General features: G+C 42.6%; 16 protein-coding genes. 10 read left to right on the top strand and 6 right to left on the bottom strand.

All coding sequences use genetic code 11. From position 1 onward, the window contains the following. Positions 1 to 338: 338 nt before the first annotated feature. The 3 genes from minC to Q6344_12330 form a co-directional block, all read right to left on the bottom strand. Positions 339 to 1,232, bottom strand: coding sequence for a septum site-determining protein MinC (gene minC, locus Q6344_12340; protein WLG13375.1), 894 nt, complete (start codon positions 1,230 to 1,232; stop codon positions 339 to 341). 126 nt (positions 1,233 to 1,358) lie between these two features. Continuing rightward, the gene (locus Q6344_12335; protein WLG13374.1) at positions 1,359 to 2,444 is read right to left on the bottom strand and encodes a hypothetical protein; all 1,086 of its coding nucleotides are present in this window, start codon (positions 2,442 to 2,444) and stop codon (positions 1,359 to 1,361) included. 302 nt (positions 2,445 to 2,746) lie between these two features. Beyond that, positions 2,747 to 3,709, bottom strand: a complete 963-nt coding sequence (locus Q6344_12330) for an acyltransferase (GenBank protein WLG13373.1) — start codon at positions 3,707 to 3,709, stop codon at positions 2,747 to 2,749. Positions 3,710 to 4,063: 354 nt separating this feature from the next. Here Q6344_12330 and Q6344_12325 point away from each other — a divergent pair, with 354 nt between their 5' ends. The 7 genes from Q6344_12325 to Q6344_12295 all read left to right on the top strand — a co-directional run bounded on the left by Q6344_12325 (position 4,064) and on the right by Q6344_12295 (position 12,927). After that, positions 4,064 to 4,717 carry an OmpA family protein gene (locus Q6344_12325; GenBank protein WLG13372.1) on the top strand — a complete coding sequence of 218 codons (654 nt, stop codon included), beginning with the start codon at positions 4,064 to 4,066 and terminating at the stop codon, positions 4,715 to 4,717. 490 nt (positions 4,718 to 5,207) lie between these two features. Further along, entirely contained in the window at positions 5,208 to 6,668 is a 1,461-nt protein-coding gene (locus Q6344_12320; protein ID WLG13371.1) for an imelysin family protein, read from the top strand. A 315-nt stretch (positions 6,669 to 6,983) separates the two neighbouring features. Next, on the top strand, positions 6,984 to 8,651 hold the full coding sequence (locus tag Q6344_12315) for a di-heme oxidoredictase family protein (GenBank protein WLG15215.1): 1,668 nt from the start codon (positions 6,984 to 6,986) through the stop codon (positions 8,649 to 8,651). 151 nt (positions 8,652 to 8,802) lie between these two features. Further along, a complete protein-coding gene (locus Q6344_12310; GenBank protein ID WLG13370.1) occupies positions 8,803 to 9,951 on the top strand; it encodes an imelysin family protein in 1,149 nt (382 codons plus the stop codon). Between the two features lie 3 nt (positions 9,952 to 9,954). After that, positions 9,955 to 11,496: a DUF1513 domain-containing protein gene (locus tag Q6344_12305; GenBank protein WLG13369.1), complete on the top strand. Its 1,542-nt coding sequence runs from the start codon at positions 9,955 to 9,957 to the stop codon at positions 11,494 to 11,496. 2 nt (positions 11,497 to 11,498) lie between these two features. Next, positions 11,499 to 12,167 (top strand): DUF45 domain-containing protein, encoded by a 669-nt coding sequence (locus Q6344_12300; protein ID WLG13368.1) that lies wholly within the window; start codon positions 11,499 to 11,501, stop codon positions 12,165 to 12,167. Between the two features lie 154 nt (positions 12,168 to 12,321). Then, positions 12,322 to 12,927 carry a methyltransferase domain-containing protein gene (locus tag Q6344_12295; protein ID WLG13367.1) on the top strand — a complete coding sequence of 202 codons (606 nt, stop codon included), beginning with the start codon at positions 12,322 to 12,324 and terminating at the stop codon, positions 12,925 to 12,927. On the opposite strand, the gene Q6344_12290 is transcribed toward Q6344_12295, so the two are convergent. Both Q6344_12290 and Q6344_12285 read right to left on the bottom strand, forming a co-directional pair. Then, positions 12,905 to 13,588, bottom strand: a complete 684-nt coding sequence (locus Q6344_12290; GenBank protein ID WLG13366.1) for a hypothetical protein — start codon at positions 13,586 to 13,588, stop codon at positions 12,905 to 12,907. The two genes, Q6344_12295 and Q6344_12290, sit on opposite strands and share 23 nt — an antisense overlap. Positions 13,589 to 13,633: 45 nt before the next feature. Then, positions 13,634 to 14,542, bottom strand: coding sequence for a hydrogen peroxide-inducible genes activator (locus Q6344_12285; GenBank protein WLG13365.1), 909 nt, complete (start codon positions 14,540 to 14,542; stop codon positions 13,634 to 13,636). Between the two features lie 348 nt (positions 14,543 to 14,890). Between Q6344_12285 and ahpC the strand changes: the two genes are divergently transcribed. Further along, the gene (gene ahpC / locus Q6344_12280) at positions 14,891 to 15,457 is read left to right on the top strand and encodes an alkyl hydroperoxide reductase subunit C (GenBank protein ID WLG13364.1); all 567 of its coding nucleotides are present in this window, start codon (positions 14,891 to 14,893) and stop codon (positions 15,455 to 15,457) included. A gap of 173 nt (positions 15,458 to 15,630) precedes the next feature. Here ahpC and Q6344_12275 read toward each other — a convergent pair whose 3' ends face one another. Further along, positions 15,631 to 15,879, bottom strand: coding sequence for a DUF465 domain-containing protein (locus tag Q6344_12275; protein WLG13363.1), 249 nt, complete (start codon positions 15,877 to 15,879; stop codon positions 15,631 to 15,633). Between the two features lie 502 nt (positions 15,880 to 16,381). Here Q6344_12275 and ahpF point away from each other — a divergent pair. Both ahpF and Q6344_12265 read left to right on the top strand, forming a co-directional pair. Beyond that, positions 16,382 to 17,959 carry an alkyl hydroperoxide reductase subunit F gene (gene ahpF, locus Q6344_12270; protein ID WLG13362.1) on the top strand — a complete coding sequence of 526 codons (1,578 nt, stop codon included), beginning with the start codon at positions 16,382 to 16,384 and terminating at the stop codon, positions 17,957 to 17,959. Positions 17,960 to 18,089: 130 nt separating this feature from the next. Beyond that, complete coding sequence (locus Q6344_12265) at positions 18,090 to 18,935, top strand: hypothetical protein (protein WLG13361.1); 846 nt, start codon at positions 18,090 to 18,092, stop codon at positions 18,933 to 18,935. Positions 18,936 to 18,954 lie beyond the last annotated feature (19 nt).

The following is an 18,954-nucleotide window of genomic DNA, read 5'->3' as shown; positions in this document are numbered from 1 at the left end:
AAACAAAAATTTATAGCACGTCCATAGTAAAGCAGAAAAACAGCTTATATATGGATCACAAAGCGGTGCTACCTAGAATTTTCTGGTCAATATTGCCTATTGTGAATAATAAAATAGACGCTGACGAGTAGTGTAGATAGTGGCAGAGCTAGCGATTCATCATAGAACAGTTTTGTTAAATAAACTTACTATAATATTAAATGCGCTGTCTAAACGTCTACTATTGAGATTTTCTAATAAACGTTTTTTGCTAAGCATCATGTATGATGAAAATCGGCTTAGCCTGTCTACATTTATAAAAATCACGGACGCATCTATTGCTCTTAACGGTAAAAGATTTAAGCGTCATCCATTACCGTAAATACTAAGCCTTCACCTTCTACAAATCTTACTTGTACAGATTTGTCAATCACGTGCTCAGGTAAGTTGTCTCGTAAGCAATAAGTTCCCGCCACTGACACCAAAGAAGGGTTAAAAACTTGACAAAAAATACGGGCATCTTTGTCACCGGTAGCGCCAGCAACCAAGCGACCTTGGGCACGACCGTAAACGTGCAAGCTATTATCGGTAATCGCTTCCGCCCCGCTATTGACACTATTGGTCAAAATCAAATCACCGCCCACGTGATTCAGGCTCTGTCCTGAGCGTAGCATTTGATCGTAAATTAGGCTGGTAATATGCTCAGCGCTCACCAGTGTCTCTGCTGTGGTGGTTGCTATCGTTGTTTCTGTGTTTGACTCGCTGATGGCTGCAGTATCATTGGTACTGGTTGAATTGGTACTGGTTGAATTGGTACTGGTTGAATTGGTGCTGGTTGAATTGGTGCTGGCTGATTCTGTATGTTTATCATCGGGAGCTTTACTCACTTGAGGTGCAGCTTTCTTGCTAGGTAAAATACGCTCAATACGTTTGCCATCAGCAGGGAAGATGGCCAATCGCTGCTCACGGGCTTGCGCATCTAGTGTACCAGTCACGACGCCAATAGGCTGTAAGCCCCACGACCATAAAAGCTCTACCAATGCTGAGAGATCTTGTTCAACCTCGCTATCGATAAGGATAGGGATATTGCTAGATTTATTACTAAGCGTAGCGGCAAGCTGGGCGTCTATCGCACTTAAATCATCTGTGCTAAATTGCAAACGTGAAAAAGTCAGCATCTTGCCATAAAATGCCAATGCTGGTAATGCTGGCGCGGCGCTCGAGCCTTGGCTGTCGTTGTCTGAAACTGTCATATATAAATCCTCAAGAGATAATACTGTCACTGTATTCACGGTGTTGTTTTTATTATCGAGTCATACCATTCATTTGCTTGCCAAGTCTAGTTTTTTGTAGGCAGGGCGTGCTATTAGCAGTATGGATTATAGATGAAGCATCTCTTGATGCTTCCACTGCTGCACTTTTACCTGCGCTTCAAATTCTGTCAAACTGTCATCAATGATACTCGAAATCAAGGTATCTAACGCAGTATTATCCGTATCGATACTGGCAATGCCGTTGGCAATCGCTACCATCAATGAATCGAGGCGTTCAGGGTCTAGAAGGCGTTTATTCAGTGCGTAAACGACGTTTTCGCCTATATTGTGACCGATATGTTGCAACTGTGATTCAATCAAGCTACCGGCAATCGGTATCATGCGTAGGTAGCGACGCAGCTCAGGCGTATTGGCCAAACCCTCTTCAATAGCATTGCCCATCTCGCTGGCTAATATACTGCCGCCACCTGATGATGCTGTCAACTCCTGCAGTTTTGGTGCTAACTCTGTGCGCAGTATCGACAGCACTGCTGCCTCAATCTCGTTACGATTACGAGTTATCGTTGATTCAATAAAAGATTTATGCGTTTTAGGATCGGTCAGTTGCTGCCGAAAGTTTTGGATAGTTGTCAGTATGACGCGGTCGGACAGCTCTTCTAATAGTAAATCGATGTAGAACCTAATTCGATTAATCCATGGTTGCGGCAGTACTTGGTAACCAAGCTGGTATAAGCGTCGCCCAATGATGACCGCTCGGAATAAACGTAAGGCACGCAGCTGCGGAAAGCACCCCAATACTTCATACCAATGTACAAAAGGAAAAAAAAACCAGCGATAATAGACGTTTTGTTTTATCGCAATCGCCCAACGTAGCAGTAGCTCAAAAATCAAAAATAGGGTAAAAAATCCACCAGCGGTACGCAAAGGCTCATGTAAGGTATTTTGATACCAATTGAGAGCATCGCTAATACTGAGCCATCCTGCGGCATTGCTACTAAAGCTACTCATTAAGATAGCATCAATACTAATCAATAATAGATCGATACTGATGGCAATAATCATCACGATATCGTAAGTGAGTTTTAAGCGATTTGGCGTTGGTCGGTTTGGCGGTGGCAGCGTATTATCAGGCGGCTGATTGGATACAGGCGCTGAGTCTAGAGGCATGCTAGTAGAAGAGGAAGCGGGCACAGTCAAACCTTATAAATGATAAATAGCACGAAAAACAAGCGGCTCAAATACTACAGAGCTATCAAGTCACTAACGGTCAAAAAGTCATGGGCTCATGACTATTCACATTATCAATGAATAGAGCCAAAAAACAACCCATCTTTCATTATAATTACGCATTATCATTTACGAGTTGGGATTTACAGTTAGCATTTACGAATTGACATCTAGCATTAGCATTTTAAACAACAGCGCTCAATCGTAGTTTTAAAACGACTTAAATTAATTCACTGTTGTATGCCGTTGCTCTGTTAACGATGTCTCTAAGCGCTCGGAGCTTTAGGGTTTGTTTCAAACTCAGCCAACATATCGGTAATACGCTGATCTTTTTGCTGCCAAATTTGCTCTACCCAATCAAACATTTGAGATTTTACCGCGTCATCATTTTCGTAACCACCATTTTTAATACCGTTAAATAATGCATCAGGCATCTCAATATAACGCACATCGACGCCCAAACGCTTGATGTTGCCTTTCCACAAATCACTATAACTCGGCACACCATCAGGATAAACGATTGTCATATCTAGCATGCCATCGATGTCTTCGCCTAGCGCGTTAATGGCTAAAGATAGGCCGCCTGCCCGTGGCTTCAATAAATGCGTATAAGGAGACTGTTGCTTTGCATGTTTGGCTTTGGTGAAACGCGTGCCTTCTAAGTAATTTAACAAAGTAAAAGGTTTGTCTTTTAACAGGGCACAGGCGCGTTTGGCTTCTTCGATGTCTTTGCCTTGTAGAGCAGGGTTTTTAGCGACGGCTTCTTTAGAATGCCGACGCATCATTGGGAAGTCTAAAAAGTAAAAGGCTTGGCCCACAATCGGAATATAAATCAGTTCAAATTTGGTGAAAAACCGTGTCAATGGCAAGCGTTTTTCACTAATGTACTGCACGATACTGGTATCGACCCAAGACTGATGATTGCTGACCAGCAAATATTTGCCATTGATGTGAACGTCATCGGGTAAGCTGATGCGCCAATCTTTACGTGGCAACATGTCATCGATCAAGGCACTGTTGCTACTGATCCAATAAGTCGCGATTTTGATGACCGCTTTGTCTGCGATAGGAGCACCAGTGATGACTTTGCCGACACCCATTAACCATAAGGGAATACTACCACCGAAGCTGTTGGCTGCAATAACCCCAGTCGCTGTCGCAAGTGAAATGGCTTTGCCTAATTTAGGGTTGCGTTCGTGTATTTTTCGAATAGTAGATGTCAATCGCATGCTAAATCCTTTTCGGTCAGTCTTATTAGTATATAAATGATTCATTGCCAGTTTTATTGCACAATTTTAGCAGAAACGGTTCAGAGTGTACGAGTGTAAACGTGACTTGTGATAACACCTTGCGCTAATGGATAGTTAAAAGTGAGAACACAACGTATCCAATCACTGTGAAAGTCTCATTAAATCATTCTGCACTTCTCATACACAGGTGTGACAAAATATTACACATGATTAGATTGTAATTGCCATAATAATGACGAGTGTATATTAAGCATGTAGATGGAATTAACAGAAAATATTTATAAAAAGCACACTTTGTTTGTCTATAATTTTTTAAACTTAAGAGGAAATATTATGCGTAATACATTAATGATTGCAGCAGTAGCGTCAGGTCTAGCTCTTAGCGGTTGTGCTACTGATCCAAACACTGGACAACAACGCTTGAACAAAACTGCCATTGGTACATTGGCAGGTGCTTTAGGCGGCGGCGCAATTTCAAAAGCAACAGGTGGTGATAACACAGGTCGTGATGCCGCGATTGGCGCAGCTTTGGGTGCTGGTGTTGGTTACTACATGGAGCGTCAAGCCAAGCAGCTTGAGCAGCAAATGGCCGGTACGGGTGTAACCGTTACGCCAAATGCGAATGGTAATATTGACCTAGTAATGCCAGGCAACATCACGTTCTCATTTGATGATGCGTCTTTAAACCCATCATTTAGACCAACGCTTGATAAGCTTGCATCAACGCTAAATGAATATAACCAAAACACGATAACGGTTGCTGGTCATACTGATAGCAAAGGTTCTGATGCTTATAACATGAAACTGTCACGCGATCGTGCTTACGCAGTAGCGAACTATTTAAGCGCACGCGGTGTGGCTTCTAGCCGTATCAATGTCGTCGCTTATGGTGAGTCTCGTCCAGTTGCTGATAACAGCACCGAGTATGGTCGTCAGCAAAACCGCCGTGTTGAATTAACCATCAATGCGCCAAACAACGTACGTTAATTCATACGATGGTTTAGCTGTCATTATAGTGTTAAAAAAGGTCAGTGATAAACTGGCCTTTTTTTATGCCTGATATTTAGATTTCAAATTAAAAATGATTTTAGGTATCAGGATTCCGTTAGCTTCGAATCAATATAGAATATTTCTGATGCTTTCATTTATAAAACAATCGTTAGCTAAATGGTTATATTAATATTAATTAAATATTGATAATGATTATCAATAACACTATAATTTACAAAGCTTTGTTATTGTGGCGATACTAGGGTAGGTTGTCAGTTCATTTGAGGCTTTTCTAAATGGACCAAAAATAGCTAAATTTTGTCTAATAGTATCAAATTCTGGTCAATATCTTGATATTATGTGTGCTGTTTTTCTCATTTGACTGTCATTTATCTCATTTTTATCAGCATTATTTAAAATGAGGATACGCCCTAATGCTCTTTATTCAAAGCCCATTTTTCTTTTGAGATACTTTTTGAGGATATGTATGACGATTACCACAGTAACGAGCCGTAAGATTTTACCAACTACTTTAGCTGCTGCGCTTGCAGGGTTGTTAATGGTGTCGGGTTGTACCAAGCAAGCCAAGGAAGACACAGACTCTACCGCCGATACGCAAACAGCGGTGCAAGACACAACCGCTGCAGATACGACGAAACTATCAGCGGTTGATCAAGCTTATACCGATAGACTTATGATCAGCTATGCCAACATGGCGCATGCGGCTTATAAAGATTCGCTAGATACTGCTAAAGCCCTGCAAACGGCAGTAGAGACCTATGTGACAACACCAACCCAAGCAAACCTTGATGCGGCAAAAGCGGCGTATAAAGCCGCGCGCCAGCCGTATTCGCAAACTGAGATCTTCCGTTTTGATGAAGGTTTTGTGACAGCCAATGATAAACGAGCACTCGGCAGTATCGATGGTTGGGAAGGACAGGTAAATGCTTGGCCACTTGATGAAGCGTTGATTGATTACGTTAGTGATGGCTATGAAGGTGAATACAATAGCCAAGACAATATCATCAATAGCGATAGCATTACGGTCGGTAGTATCAAACAAGATACCAGTACTATCACTCCTGAGCTATTAGCAGAAATGAATGAGATTGGTGGTAGTGAAGCCAATGTGACGACCGGCTACCATGCGATTGAGTTTATGCTGTGGGGACAAGATAACAACGGCGTTGGCGAGGGTGCAGGCAATCGTCCAGTGACAGATTATGTGACTGAAGCAGGTCAATGTACCAGCGGTGAGACGGTCAATGAAGATGCTGGTATATGTGAGCGTCGTGGCGCGTTCTTGAAAGCAGCGACTCAATTACTGGTTGATGATTTGACTGCAATGGAAGCTGAGTGGCAGCCTGAGAGTGAGAATACCTTACGTAGCGACCTGATGGCTCGCAAATACGATAATGGTCTACGCCAAATCATGTATCAGATGGGCAGCCTAGCATTGGGTGAGCTTGCTTCTGAGCGTATACAGGTTGCGTTTGTAACGGGCTCTACCGAAGATGAGCACGAATGCTTCAGTGATTTGACCCATCTAAGCTATGCCAACAATGCCCGTGGTATCCAAAATGTCTTTAACGGCAACTATAAGACAGTCGCTGGTAAGAGCGTTGGTGGCTATGGTGTTAAAAACTATCTAGTCGATACGAACAACAAAGAAGCGGCTGATAAATTGGCGACTGACTTTGCTAAGGTAGAAGCCGCCTTTAATGTGATTGTTGAAAAAGGTGAAAAAGAAGGCATCAAAGTTGATCAAATGATTGCCACCGCTGGTCAAGTAAGTAAACAAGGGATTTCAGCTGAAGAGCAAAATACCCGTCGTAGCTGGATTGAAAATAGTATCACTAGCTTACAAGAGCTGACAGCTGGTATCGAAAATGCGGCAAAAGCGGTCGGTATTGACAATTTAGATGCTGACGCAGGTTCGCAGTTTTAATTGCTCATTAATCTACTGGCTTAACAGCAAGCATAGCAGTGATTGACATAGCAGTAATTGACATAGTATTGATCGATAATGCCTGACAAGTCGTTATAAGCTAATGAGAATTATTTTCATGGAAAAGTAATTTAGGTATAATACACACGTTGTCGACTACCGTTGGCGGCGTGTTTTTTTTACCATATTAAAATAGCCTGATAGGTCAGTACGTCATTACATTGCTGTACCTTATCGACTAGAAGTGAAACACTTTATAGCATGCGATTTTAATGGTTCTAGATTAGAACTAAGGTACTCTTTATGAACACCACGATGAACACCAAAAATATTTTCAAAGCCAAAATCCCTGCCTCTTTTTATGCGTCTTTTGTCAGCAAAACCACCCTGTTAAAGCCAACGCTTGGTATTCTATGTGTGCTATCCCTTAGTGCTTGTCAGCCGACGGACAGTGTGTCTGATGATATTTCTGAAAACGAAAAATCTGCCATTAATAATGCTGACAACCCAACGCTAACACCTGAACGCCTCCAAACCATCGAAACGCTCGCTGGCGTACCAATGCAGCAATTGGCAAGCTTTGATCCGCAAGAGGTCAAGCAAGGTGGTGATACTGGTATTAGTATTAGCAGCGCTGAGAGTTACTCTAAACCTTCATCAAACTTGACGGCATCACGGAAAGGGCATTTTTTTATTGGTAATGCGTTCTTTCGGCAACCGTGGGTGATTGCCCCTGCCAGCACTGACAGCCGTGATGGTTTGGGCGCATTGTTCAATGTTGCTGCCTGTCAATCGTGCCATGTCAAGGACGGTCGCGGTCATGCGCCTATGACCAGTGATGACGATGCCGATAGCTTGCTTATTCGCCTTGCGATGCCAGCAACCACCGATGAGCAGCGTCAGCAACTACAAAACTCACTTATCGAAAAAGTCGTTCATCCTATGTATGGTGGTCAGTTACAAGATCGAGGTATCCAAGGTGTGCCTGCTGAAGCCAGAATTGCGGTGCAGTGGACAGACAAGCCCGTTACTTTTGCAGATGGTCATGTTGAGACGTTACGTGCGCCCACCTTTAATTTAACCAAACCGGGTTATGGTGCATTTGATGATGATTTGATGGTGTCGCCGCGAGTGGCTTTACCGATGATTGGGCTTGGATTACTTGAGCAAATACCGGATGAAGCGATTAAAAAACAAGCGGTTGATAATAAAAACAGTACGAATGTCGATATCAGTGGCAAGTTCAATTGGGTCATGGATCCACAGACTGGCAAGCATGCCCTTGGACGCTTTGGCTGGAAAGCTGGGCAAACCAAGCTGATTACTCAAAACCAAAGTGCTTTTAATGAAGACATGGGCTTGACCTCAAATATACGTCCTCATGAATCCTGTATGCCGACACAGACGGCTTGTATGAATGCGACGACTGGGGCTGATGAGCAAGGCGATGGCAAGCCGCCTGTTGAAGTCAATGATGAAGTGGCTAAGTTTGTGGAGTTTTATACACGCAATTTGGCAGTACCGCATCGGCGTGATGCTGACGATACGCTAGTGCTAGCGGGCAAAAAACGCTTTTATGATATGGGTTGCCAAAGTTGCCATACACCAAGATATCAGTTGCCAAAAACCGACGATGACCATCTTGAGCAGCATGGACAAGTGATTTATCCTTATACAGATTTACTATTACATGACATGGGTGATGATCTTGCCGATCGCACGATTGCTGGGAAATTACCCGCAAAAAATATCCAAGTTGAGTTTTTAGCGAATTCTTATGAATGGCGTACGCCTGCTTTATGGGGCATTGGTCTGGCGCAAACGGTCGATCCACAAGCAACGTTTTTGCATGATGGTCGCGCCCGTACGTTGATGGAAGCGGTGTTATGGCACGGCGGTGAAGCCCAGAAGCAACAGCAAAAAGTACTCAAACTCGACAAACAAGGTCGTTCTGAATTGAATGCGTTCTTACAGTCATTATAGAGATAAGGTCATTTATCTATGCTAAATGACTGAGCAATAACTGAGAAAATAAGTAAGTGTTGATAAGGTTATCCGCCCAATCAAACACTAGAGACTAGAGCTTGTAAAGATTAGAATTTAAACCATTATTGATAATAATATTGAGAAATTTATGAAAATAAACCATGCTTTAGCGATGGCCTTATCGGCCTTAAGCGCAGGCTTGCTGATCAGCTGTGTTAAACCGGCTGATGACAATAAAGCGCCAGAAGTAGATAGCCAAAAAGTTGCGCAAGACAGTGCGGCATCTACAAGCGCAGCAGAAAAAGATAGTAGTGGAGATAAAATTACCGCTGTCGATATTAGTGCCGAGACTGAAAAGACCTATTTGACCCATGTGGCAAATGACATTGTCATTCCAGCCTATGCGGATGCCGCAAAACAGAGTGATTTATTGCATGATTTGGCACAAAAGCATTGTCAGCAAGCACCAGTCAGCGGTGATGAGCTGCAAGCACTGCGCGATCAATGGCTAGTGCTCGCACAAGCATGGGCAGGCGCTGAGATGATTAACTTTGGTCCAGCGACCGCCAGCATGAGTAATTTATATATCAATTACTATCCTGATGAGCGCGGTCTGGTACACAGTGGCGTTGCCGATCTAATCGCTGCCAATCCTAAGCTCACCGCCGAGCAATTGGCTAACGAGAGCGCCATCGTGCAAGGGGTGCCAGGATTAGAAGAAGCGTTATATGCCAATGACAGTCTGGATGCTGCTCAATGTGCTTATGTGATGAGTGCAAGCAGTGCTTTGAGCACGCGCCTAAAAGATATTGAGAAAAACTGGCAGCAAAATGCCACTAATCTATTAGCCATTGATAAAACGGCTGACAGCGATCAAGGATTGAATCAATGGTTTAATTCTTTACTCTCGTTGGTTGAGACCATGAAGTCTAATGCCATCGATCAACCGTTAGGCTTAACAGGAAAGGCAAAAGGTCATTTGCCAGCCGCTACCGCAGAGCAAAGCCGTGCCATTATCAATGCCAAATTGGCAACATTGAATGAAGCACTGACAGATCCCGTTTTGACAGCTATCTTAGGCAGCAATAATGAAAATGAAGTCGCGGATAACTTATCGACCGCGCTTGCTGATGCCACCACACTATTAGCGCAAATGCCAGAAGACTTAGGGACTGCCGATAAAGCCACTCAACAAGAGCTGTATGATCACCTCACGACTATTACACGTATTATTAAGCGCCAATTGATTCCGACGCTGGGTATCCGTGTGGGCTTTAACAGTACTGATGGCGATTAAAAAATGCACTCTATCGATACTAAGACAGCAAATAAATCACAGCCGCAGCCAGAAGATAAGCAGTCTAATAATGAGCTGCTGGCAACATCAGCATTGACGATGCTTTCTACTATAATGGGTACCGTAGCGCTTGTCGGTATTCATCATCGTTATCGCAAGCAGCGTCAGCCTGATGCCCGCTTGCAGGATTATGTCGTAGGCATACGTTCGCAGTTGCAGTCGTTAACCTCTACACCAACACCCCAGCTAGCACGGTTTAGTTACGCTTGTCAGCAAGCCGCTACTGCATGGCAACACGCTTACTATTTATCGCTAGATGATAGGAATAATACCAACCATCATAGCATCGCTGACTTTAGCGCGGTACATACCACCACCGTACTGACGCGACCCATTTGTTGGGTTAGCGGCGTGGCGTCTATGCCAAAAAATAACGCATTAGCAAATGATGAGCAGCGTGCTGACAATGATTTTGGTGTGGTCGGTATTGACGCTGATAGACAAATCGTTTGGCAAACGACCATGCCTGAACGTGTCCATGATATTGTCGTTCAGCCTGTGCTTAGTGATCAAGATAGTACGATGAAGAATCATAGCAGTCGTGACGTTGTGGTGATGGGTCGTCGTCCGAGCGAAAATTTTTGGGTATTAGACACAGCAACTGGAGAAGTAAAATTCGCCATTAACGCTGCAAACAACCGTCATTTTTATGGACACGCTTGTTATAGCCTAGATGGTAAGTTGCTGTATGTGACCGAGAATGACACCATAAGTTTGGATGGTAAAATCGGTATCTACGATGCTTATGATATTTATAAGAAAATAGCAGAGTATGACTCGCATGGTATCGGTCCGCACGAGCTGATTATGCATCCTGATGGCGAGACGTTAGTGATCGCTAACGGCGGTATCAAAACCGAGCAAGCGTCGCGTGAAGAGCTCAATTTAGACAGCATGCGTCCTTCATTGGTTTACGTTAATCGTCATACTGGCGCTTTACTTGAGCAGATTATGCCTGAGCACAATCAAATGAGCGTGCGTCACCTAGCCATGCATGACGATGGGACGGTGATGATAGGTATTCAATTCCAAGGTGAAAAACATATCAATGTGCCGTTAGTATTGACCCATAAACGCGGTGATACAGATTTTAAACCTCTTATTATGCCCAACAATCAATGGCAGCGCTTCCATCAGTATATCGCCAGTGTAGCGGTCGATAGTGCGCGTAACCTACTATGCGTGACAACACCGATTGGCGGTTGTGCAGCGATTTATGATTTAAACACTCGCACCTTGATAAATGACGTTAGCCTGCCAGATTGTGCAGGTGCAGCAGTGCTTTTACTGCAAAGCACTAATAATACAGCCAATCATGATGATCAATCCGCTTTCATCGTTAGTGATGGGCAAGGTCAATTGACCAGATTAACGGTCAATGATTTATCTATAGCAAACTCAGACATCGTCACTACAAATGAAGCTATCGTTAAAGACAGTCAATACCATATGATGTCGTTTGATAATCACTTGCAAGCGCTCTGAGCATGAATGTACCGCCAGCATATCAGTCTATTTTATTAGACAGCGCTAAACATTGTTTGGCGCAAGCAGGTATTGAGCTACATATCAGCAAAAAGCGGGTTAAAAATATCAATTTCCGCTTAAAGCCACATCAATTACTGGTATCTGTACCACTATTTATTAGCCCAGCCCAAGCTGCGCAGGCTGTGATGAAACGCGTGTCATGGGCGATAGCAAACCATCCGCAAGTATTAGAGCAGTATAAACGGCAACAACGTCCTTTAGCGCAAGCTTTAACTGCTGATAGTACCTTGCCATTGTGGGGTGTAGAGCAATCATTCACCCTAAACCATGATGAAAAACCTGCCTATTATCGGCAACATCTCGCCGAAGCGATACCTGCATTATTTGCAAAGTGGCAACCGATTGTCGGTGCGACAGCCAATGAGATACGCCTAAAAAAAATGCATACGCGCTGGGGCAGTTGTAACACGCGTGCGCGCCGAATTTGGTTGTCTGTGTATCTGCCTGCTTATCCTATTGAATGCACAGAATACGTCATCGTCCATGAGCTGTGTCATTTACACCATGCCAATCATAGTGCGGAGTTTTGGCAGACGGTAGCGAATGCGATGCCAGATTATCAGAACTGGCATAATATGCTGGCAGGGAAGACGGGAAAATTAGATTAAATGATTTATCTAAATAATATCCATAATCGTAAGGCATGTCCTCATTTTCATCACCATCTTTAAAATGAGACACGCTCTAATAAGCCTGATATGATAAGACATAACGATATAAATCGTGTCGTTTAAATAATAAGTTTGTCTACAGGGATGTCATATGGAAAACGTCAATCAAGCGGAATTTTGGCAGCAGCGTTATGAGCAAGACAGTATCGGTTGGGACATGGGACAGGTATCGCCACCGCTCAAAGCCTATATTGACCAACTGCCCGAATCTGCCAAAGAGCAAGCGATTCTAGTGCCGGGTGCGGGTAATGCTTACGAGGTAGGTTATTTACATGAGCAAGGGTTTACCAATGTCACCTTGGTTGATTTTGCCCCAGCACCGATTGCAGCGTTTGCTGAGCGTTATCCTAGCTTTCCAGCTAAGCATTTAATCTGTGCCGACTTTTTTGAGTTATCGCCTGAGCAGTATCAGTTTGATTGGGTGCTTGAGCAGACGTTTTTTTGTGCGATAAATCCATCACGCCGTGACGAGTATGTGCAGCAGATGGCAGCGTTACTGAAACCGAATGGTAAGCTGATTGGTTTGCTCTTTGATAAAGACTTTGGACGAGAAGAACCACCGTTTGGCGGTACAAAAGCTGAATATCAGCGGCGTTTTGAGCAGTGTTTTGATATTGAAATCATGGAGCCAAGCTATAATTCACATCCTGCACGGCAGGGCAGTGAGCTGTTTATTAAGATGCGTGTAAAAGCGTAATTTCGTGCTCAATATTTTTTCGAGCCTGCTTCTCTAAACGTGCATAGTAATAATCCGTCAGATAAAGCGTTGGATGCGCCAGTAATTCTTTTAACACTGCCATGCGTCCGACGCGATAATCACCATCTGAGACATGCGCATACTCTTGGCGTACAGCGTGAGCATAGTGTTCATACACCGACCAAGATACCCCTAAAATACTTAAGTCCATATCTAGTAAATAAGCGGCATCGCTGTATTTTCCTCTCTCTTTAGCCTCATCTGACCATTTCTCAATTTGATGACTAGCCGTCATCATAATCAGCGCATAGATATGTTGGCATTGCTCCGCACTTAAATAACCAGTTAATGACTCTACTGCATATTCTGCACTTTTAAGCTCGTTATCTGAGTGCGTCGGCTCATATATCACATCATGATACAACAGTGCTAACGCAATAATATGCGGCTCATGCAAATTATCTTTAACCTGATCGAAATGCCCGAATAACTGCTGAATATGCTGCAAGCTATGATAAGCACGCTGCGGCTCGTTATAACGCATGGCGATATCCTGCCAAAGTATGCTCACTTGCTCTGGCGTGATATGGCTACTCATAGCGGATAAATGCTGCGTAAAAATCGTACCAAGCTCAGTATTTAGTTGCGACAAGTCGTCCATCGTTAATATTCGTTTGATAACTGCTGGCAATTTACAACCAACACATTATTCTTTATTAGCAGCATCTTCAAAGGCTTGCTTAAACACTTTACCCAATAAATTGACATCATCGACGCGGGCGTAGTTCAAACGGGTGACAAAGGCAATATGACGATGCGGCCCTTTCTCAGCGAGTGGTATCGCGACGGCATTTTGGTTCTGCAGATGCAGCTGATCCAATGCCATTTCTGGCACCAATGTCGTCCCCATATTGGCAAGTGCCATCTGTATAAGGGTATTCAGACTGGCATCTGAAAAGCTTGATTTCATCTGTGCACGGTCAAAATGACAGACAGACAGGGTTTGATCGGTCAAGCAATGCCCTTCGCCGAGCAGCATAAGATTGGCGGTAGCCAGCTCATCAGCGTTGATGGTTTCAAGCTTGGCATGCACATCATCTTTTGGGAATACGGCAAAGAAATCTTCGCTCCAAAACTCAAAGCTGTGCAAACCATCGACCGCATAAGGCAGCGCAATAATAGCGGTATCAATATGACCGTAACGCACTTGCTCTAGCAAACGCTCCGTTTGTTGCTCAACGATGGTCATACGAAATTCTGGATAATTTGCTCGCAGGGCAGGTAAGACTTTTGGCAGTAGATAAGGCGCAATCGTTGGAATGATACCGACAGTCATCGGATACGCCAGCGGCGATTGATGGCTATGGGCGCGTGTGGTCAAATCATTGACTTCAGAAAAAACTCGTTGCGCCCGTGTTAAAATGTCTTCACCAATAGGGGTAATCAATACTTGCTTATTATTACGCTCAAAAATCTGCGTATCCAGTTGCTTTTCTAACTCGGCAATCCCCAAGCTCAGCGCTGATTGCGAGATATTACAGTCTTCTGCTGCACGTTTGAAGTGACGGTGCTTGGCCACTGCTAAAGCAAACTCAAGTTGACGTAAAGTAATCATAAAACCTCTCTATTAATGGGTTTTTAACGTGATATATTATGCTGATTCATTTGGTGTAACAATTCGATATCCAAACTCGATGTCATCTTAACGTAACCTAACGGCTGTATAGTGACTGACGCATGCTCTATAGTGGCTGATGGATAATGCACTGATGATAAAAAGTAGAGAGAATAGTTTAACAAGTTTAATAAAACAAAACATCACATTAAAAACTTTTAACTGGATTAACGATAGAATTCGCGTATAGTTTGTCAGGTGGCCCAAAGCAGTAAAGGCTTAATAGAAACAATCATACCAAGAAATTTCAATCAACTTAACTATTAATTAACTATAAAGGAGCCAATCATGGCGTCTATTATCAATCAAGAAATCCCAGAATTTTCAGCTGATGCGTACGTTAATGGTGAATTCAAAACCATCACTTCAGAAGATGTAAAAGGTAACTGGGCAATCTTTTTATTCTACCCAGCTGACTTTACCTTTGTTTGCCCAACTGAACTTGAAGACATGGCGGCTCATTACGACGAGCTTAAAGGTTTGGGCGTAGAAGTATACTCAGTATCTACTGATACTCATTTCACGCATAAAGCATGGCATGATTCTTCAGAAGCTATCGGTAAAGTACAATACCCAATGATCGGCGATCCTACTGGCCGTATCACTCGTGGCTTTAACGTCATGATCGAAGAAGCAGGTTTGGCTGAACGCGGTACATTCCTAGTTGATCCAGACGGCTTGATTCAAGTTGCTGAGATTCATGCTGGTGGTATTGGCCGTAGTGCAAAAGACATGCTACGTAAAGTGAAAGCAGCTCAATATGTTCGTGAAAACGATGGCGAAGTTTGCCCTGCCGCTTGGGAAGCTGGTCAAGAAACATTAAAACCAAGTCTTGATCTTGTTGGTAAAATCTAACTCTTGATTTAACGAACTGGCTCAATACTTTAGATATTTGTAGTGCTGTATATCCTACTTTGAGTTAAATCAGCATTATAAATGAAGACCCCATCAGCATAAGTTGATGGGGTCTTTTTATGTCATTTATCAATAAGTGTTTTTATTCATGCATCGTGATAATAAGTGAAGCGCTAAGCATGAGATTGTAGTTTATTTTTATCAATTATCTTATAAATCTCATCTTTTAAATGCAGTTTTCGTCGTTTCATCAGTTCAATTTCTTCATCGCGACTGGTGTGTGTCACCAAGTTTTTATCCAACTGATTAATCTGCTGATCTAGCTGGGTATGCTCATCAAAGATCGTCGCAAAATGACTGTCTTTTAGCTTAAGCTCAGCAATAATGTCTTTGTTATCTTGCCATGTATCAGTCTTTCTCATGTTGTCATCCTTGTTATGAAGCGCAAGCTTGTAGTAAGCATCCGCGCATGGTCGTAAGATTGTTTTGATGAATTGCTATGATTTTGAGACTTGATTTTATTAAGCCAAAACACTATTTAGCTCAATATGGATAAGACCTAATAGTAGCAGAAAGCTTCTTTGATAAACTTGCATAAAAGACAATCTGCAACGAGGGAAATAAGAGTTTTTCCTATTAACCTCATTTGATTGTAGCGAAAAAACAGCCTTGTTACCACGAGAATAATTTAGATATGTATTGAAATTTAATTTAAAATAATAATTAATGATTGGTTTTGTAAAACATAAGGTTTGAGTTTCTCAGCTTGCCGAAACCCTCAGAACCTATGATAATAGAGACATCAAAGGGCATAAACTTATGGCCTATAATATTTTAGATAAAATTATTAATACCAAATAGTCTATATTTGAACGAGCAACATGACAGTTGCCGTTACATATCCAGTAATGATGAGGAACAAACATGATAGATAAAAGTTTATTAGATGCCATCAAAGGTTACAGCGAAAAAATGACTCGTCCAATTACCTTTGTATTGGGTAGTGGCGAACATAGTAAACGTGCTGAGTTGATTGATTTTTTGACTAAAATCGCTGGCACCACAGATAAAATCAATTTTGATGCAACAGCAACTGATGATAGCTTACCAAGTCCAATTAGCTTTAAAGTAGTCAGTCATGTCGATGGTGCATTGACCGATACGGGTATTGTTTTTAGTGGTATCCCCGGTGGTCATGAATTTACCTCGCTGATTTTGGCTATTTTGCAAGCCGGTGGTCATACGCTAAAATTGGATGAAAGTATTCAAAAGCTGATTAAGCGTTTTAATAAGCCACTACAGTTTCAAACTTACGTGTCGCTATCTTGCCACAGTTGCCCAGAAGTGGTACAAGCGCTCAACCAGTTTGCACTATTGAACGATGGTATTAGCAACGAGATGATTGATGGTGCTCTATTCCAAGAGCAGGTTGATGCTAATAACATCCAAGGTGTACCAGCGGTATTCTTAAATGGTAAACCGTTTGCCAATGGTCTCATTGACACGGCCAAATTGATTGGAAAGTTGCAAGAGCAATTTCCTGACTTGTTAGCAGAAGCTGATGACGATGCTGAGCAGTTAGAGCAGCAAGATGTGACGATTATTGGTGCAGGTCCAGCTGGCGTTGCCGCTGCGATTTATACCGCGCGTAAAGGCTTAAAAGTGACGATGGTTGCTGATCGTATCGGCGGACAGGTGAAAGACACGCAGGATATCGAAAACTTGATTTCTGTGCCTTTAACCACGGGTACTGAGCTATCAGCGAACTTTGAAAAACATTTACGCGAATACGATATTACTTTAAAAGAGCACGTCAGCGTCAAAGAAATTAGTGAGACAGAAGATGAAAACTATCGCATTCATCTAAATACGGGTGAGACGTTTGAGACACGCAGTATTATCTTAGCGACGGGTGCTCAGTGGCGTAAGCTTGGTGTTCCAGGTGAAGAAGAAAACATCGGTAAAGGCGTGGCTTTCTGTGCTCACTGTGATGGCCCATTCTTTAAGGGTAAAGACATTGCTGTCGTCGGTGGTGGTAACTCTGGTATCGAAGCGGCATTAGATCTTGCTGGTATCGTGAAGCATGTGACCGTGCTTGAGTTCGCGGATGATTTAAAAGCGGATCAGGTATTGATTAACAAAGCCAAAGAGAAAGATAATATCGAATTTATCACTGGCGCAGCGACGCAAGAAATTAAAGCGACTGATGGTAAAGTGACTTCGATCGTTTATCAAGATCGCAGTACAGGTGATACTCATGAGCGTGACTTGGCAGGGGTGTTTGTACAGATTGGTCTAGTACCGAACTCTGCGTTTGTTAAAGGCTTTGTTGATTTGAACCGTTTTGGCGAGATTGAGATTGATGAGCGCTGCCGTACTGATCGTAAAGGTATCTTTGCTTGTGGTGACGTGACCACTGTGCCATTTAAGCAAATTAATATTGCGATGGGTGAAGGTAGCAAAGCGGCATTATCAGCGTTTGAATACTTGGTTATGCAGTAAGTTATTTCACGCTAAATTTAGTCTAACAAGCCACCTCTTTTGAGGTGGTTTTTTTATGGGTGCTGATATACTACTTGTAAAAATTTATCAATTAACTTATGTTCGTTAATATTTTATGAGAGCCTTAATAGTGAAAAATAAATATGCAGTTCGCAAAAATAATCATTGGGTTAAATGTCTGGTTTTTATATCGTTTATATTTAGTGTAACCAATGCTTATGCAGGGCAAACGGTCAATGAGATTCTGAATGAATACTATCCTATCTATAATGAGGCTAAGCAGTGTCGAGGTATTATGGCTAATAACGGTTCATCAGATGGCGAAGGCACACTTTATCAAAACGGTTACTGTATTAAAATTGATAGACAATTAAAGGTACAAGCCAAGCAGGGTACAAGGCTATATATATCGGTCATTGGCGATATCGGTTTTAATGAAGACGGTAGCGAAGCGTATGGAGCACACGTATTTTCTGGTCTAGTAGGCATGTTTGTTCTAAAGCCACAAGGTTCAGGCTGGGAAGTAGAATCTGCCAATCCAGCGATGAATGCAGGTGCTTCTGGTAAAGGTCTAAAAGACTGGAAGCTGATACAAGTTGCCCCTGATAAATGGGGATTTATTAACATTCATAGTGATTCGCATTGGGTTCATTCAGGCTCGGCTTTTGTGTTACTTACGCCAGACAAGAGTAATATTAGAAGAAGCTGGGTAGAAGCCAAGTATGAACATTCTAATGGAGGATCTGGGTCAGCAGGAGGCTGTAGCAACCCTGATGCCAGTACTTGTACACTTTTAAAGGCTAAGCTAGGCGTTGATAAAAAGACGATAATTAATGGTTTTTATCCATTAGAGATTACTCTAAACGGTTTTGAAGATGATAAGGTATATAAAAATCAAGTCTATCTTATTAAGTATCAGCCCCGATTAGGGTATCAAGTACCTAATGATTATCCAATGAAAGATGTAAGCTTTTGATTCATATTCATAACTATAT

It is taken from the genome of Psychrobacter cibarius (assembly GCA_030686115.1).
GTDB lineage: Bacteria > Pseudomonadota > Gammaproteobacteria > Pseudomonadales > Moraxellaceae > Psychrobacter > Psychrobacter cibarius_C.
This window is presented reverse-complemented; position numbering and strand designations above follow the sequence as displayed.

What these genes read in the sequence shown, in the direction of transcription:
- minC (WLG13375.1), bottom strand. Translation starts at nt 1,232, where the DNA reads ATGACAGTTTCAGACAACGACAGCCAAGGCTCGAGCGCCGCGCCAGCA.
- Q6344_12330 (WLG13373.1), bottom strand. Translation starts at nt 3,709, where the DNA reads ATGCGATTGACATCTACTATTCGAAAAATACACGAACGCAACCCTAAA.
- Q6344_12325 (WLG13372.1), top strand. Translation starts at nt 4,064, where the DNA reads ATGCGTAATACATTAATGATTGCAGCAGTAGCGTCAGGTCTAGCTCTT.
- Q6344_12320 (WLG13371.1), top strand. Translation starts at nt 5,208, where the DNA reads ATGACGATTACCACAGTAACGAGCCGTAAGATTTTACCAACTACTTTA.
- Q6344_12315 (WLG15215.1), top strand. Translation starts at nt 6,984, where the DNA reads ATGAACACCAAAAATATTTTCAAAGCCAAAATCCCTGCCTCTTTTTAT.
- Q6344_12310 (WLG13370.1), top strand. Translation starts at nt 8,803, where the DNA reads ATGAAAATAAACCATGCTTTAGCGATGGCCTTATCGGCCTTAAGCGCA.
- Q6344_12305 (WLG13369.1), top strand. Translation starts at nt 9,955, where the DNA reads ATGCACTCTATCGATACTAAGACAGCAAATAAATCACAGCCGCAGCCA.
- Q6344_12300 (WLG13368.1), top strand. Translation starts at nt 11,499, where the DNA reads ATGAATGTACCGCCAGCATATCAGTCTATTTTATTAGACAGCGCTAAA.
- Q6344_12295 (WLG13367.1), top strand. Translation starts at nt 12,322, where the DNA reads ATGGAAAACGTCAATCAAGCGGAATTTTGGCAGCAGCGTTATGAGCAA.
- Q6344_12290 (WLG13366.1), bottom strand. Translation starts at nt 13,588, where the DNA reads ATGGACGACTTGTCGCAACTAAATACTGAGCTTGGTACGATTTTTACG.
- Q6344_12285 (WLG13365.1), bottom strand. Translation starts at nt 14,542, where the DNA reads ATGATTACTTTACGTCAACTTGAGTTTGCTTTAGCAGTGGCCAAGCAC.
- ahpC (WLG13364.1), top strand. Translation starts at nt 14,891, where the DNA reads ATGGCGTCTATTATCAATCAAGAAATCCCAGAATTTTCAGCTGATGCG.
- Q6344_12275 (WLG13363.1), bottom strand. Translation starts at nt 15,879, where the DNA reads ATGAGAAAGACTGATACATGGCAAGATAACAAAGACATTATTGCTGAG.
- ahpF (WLG13362.1), top strand. Translation starts at nt 16,382, where the DNA reads ATGATAGATAAAAGTTTATTAGATGCCATCAAAGGTTACAGCGAAAAA.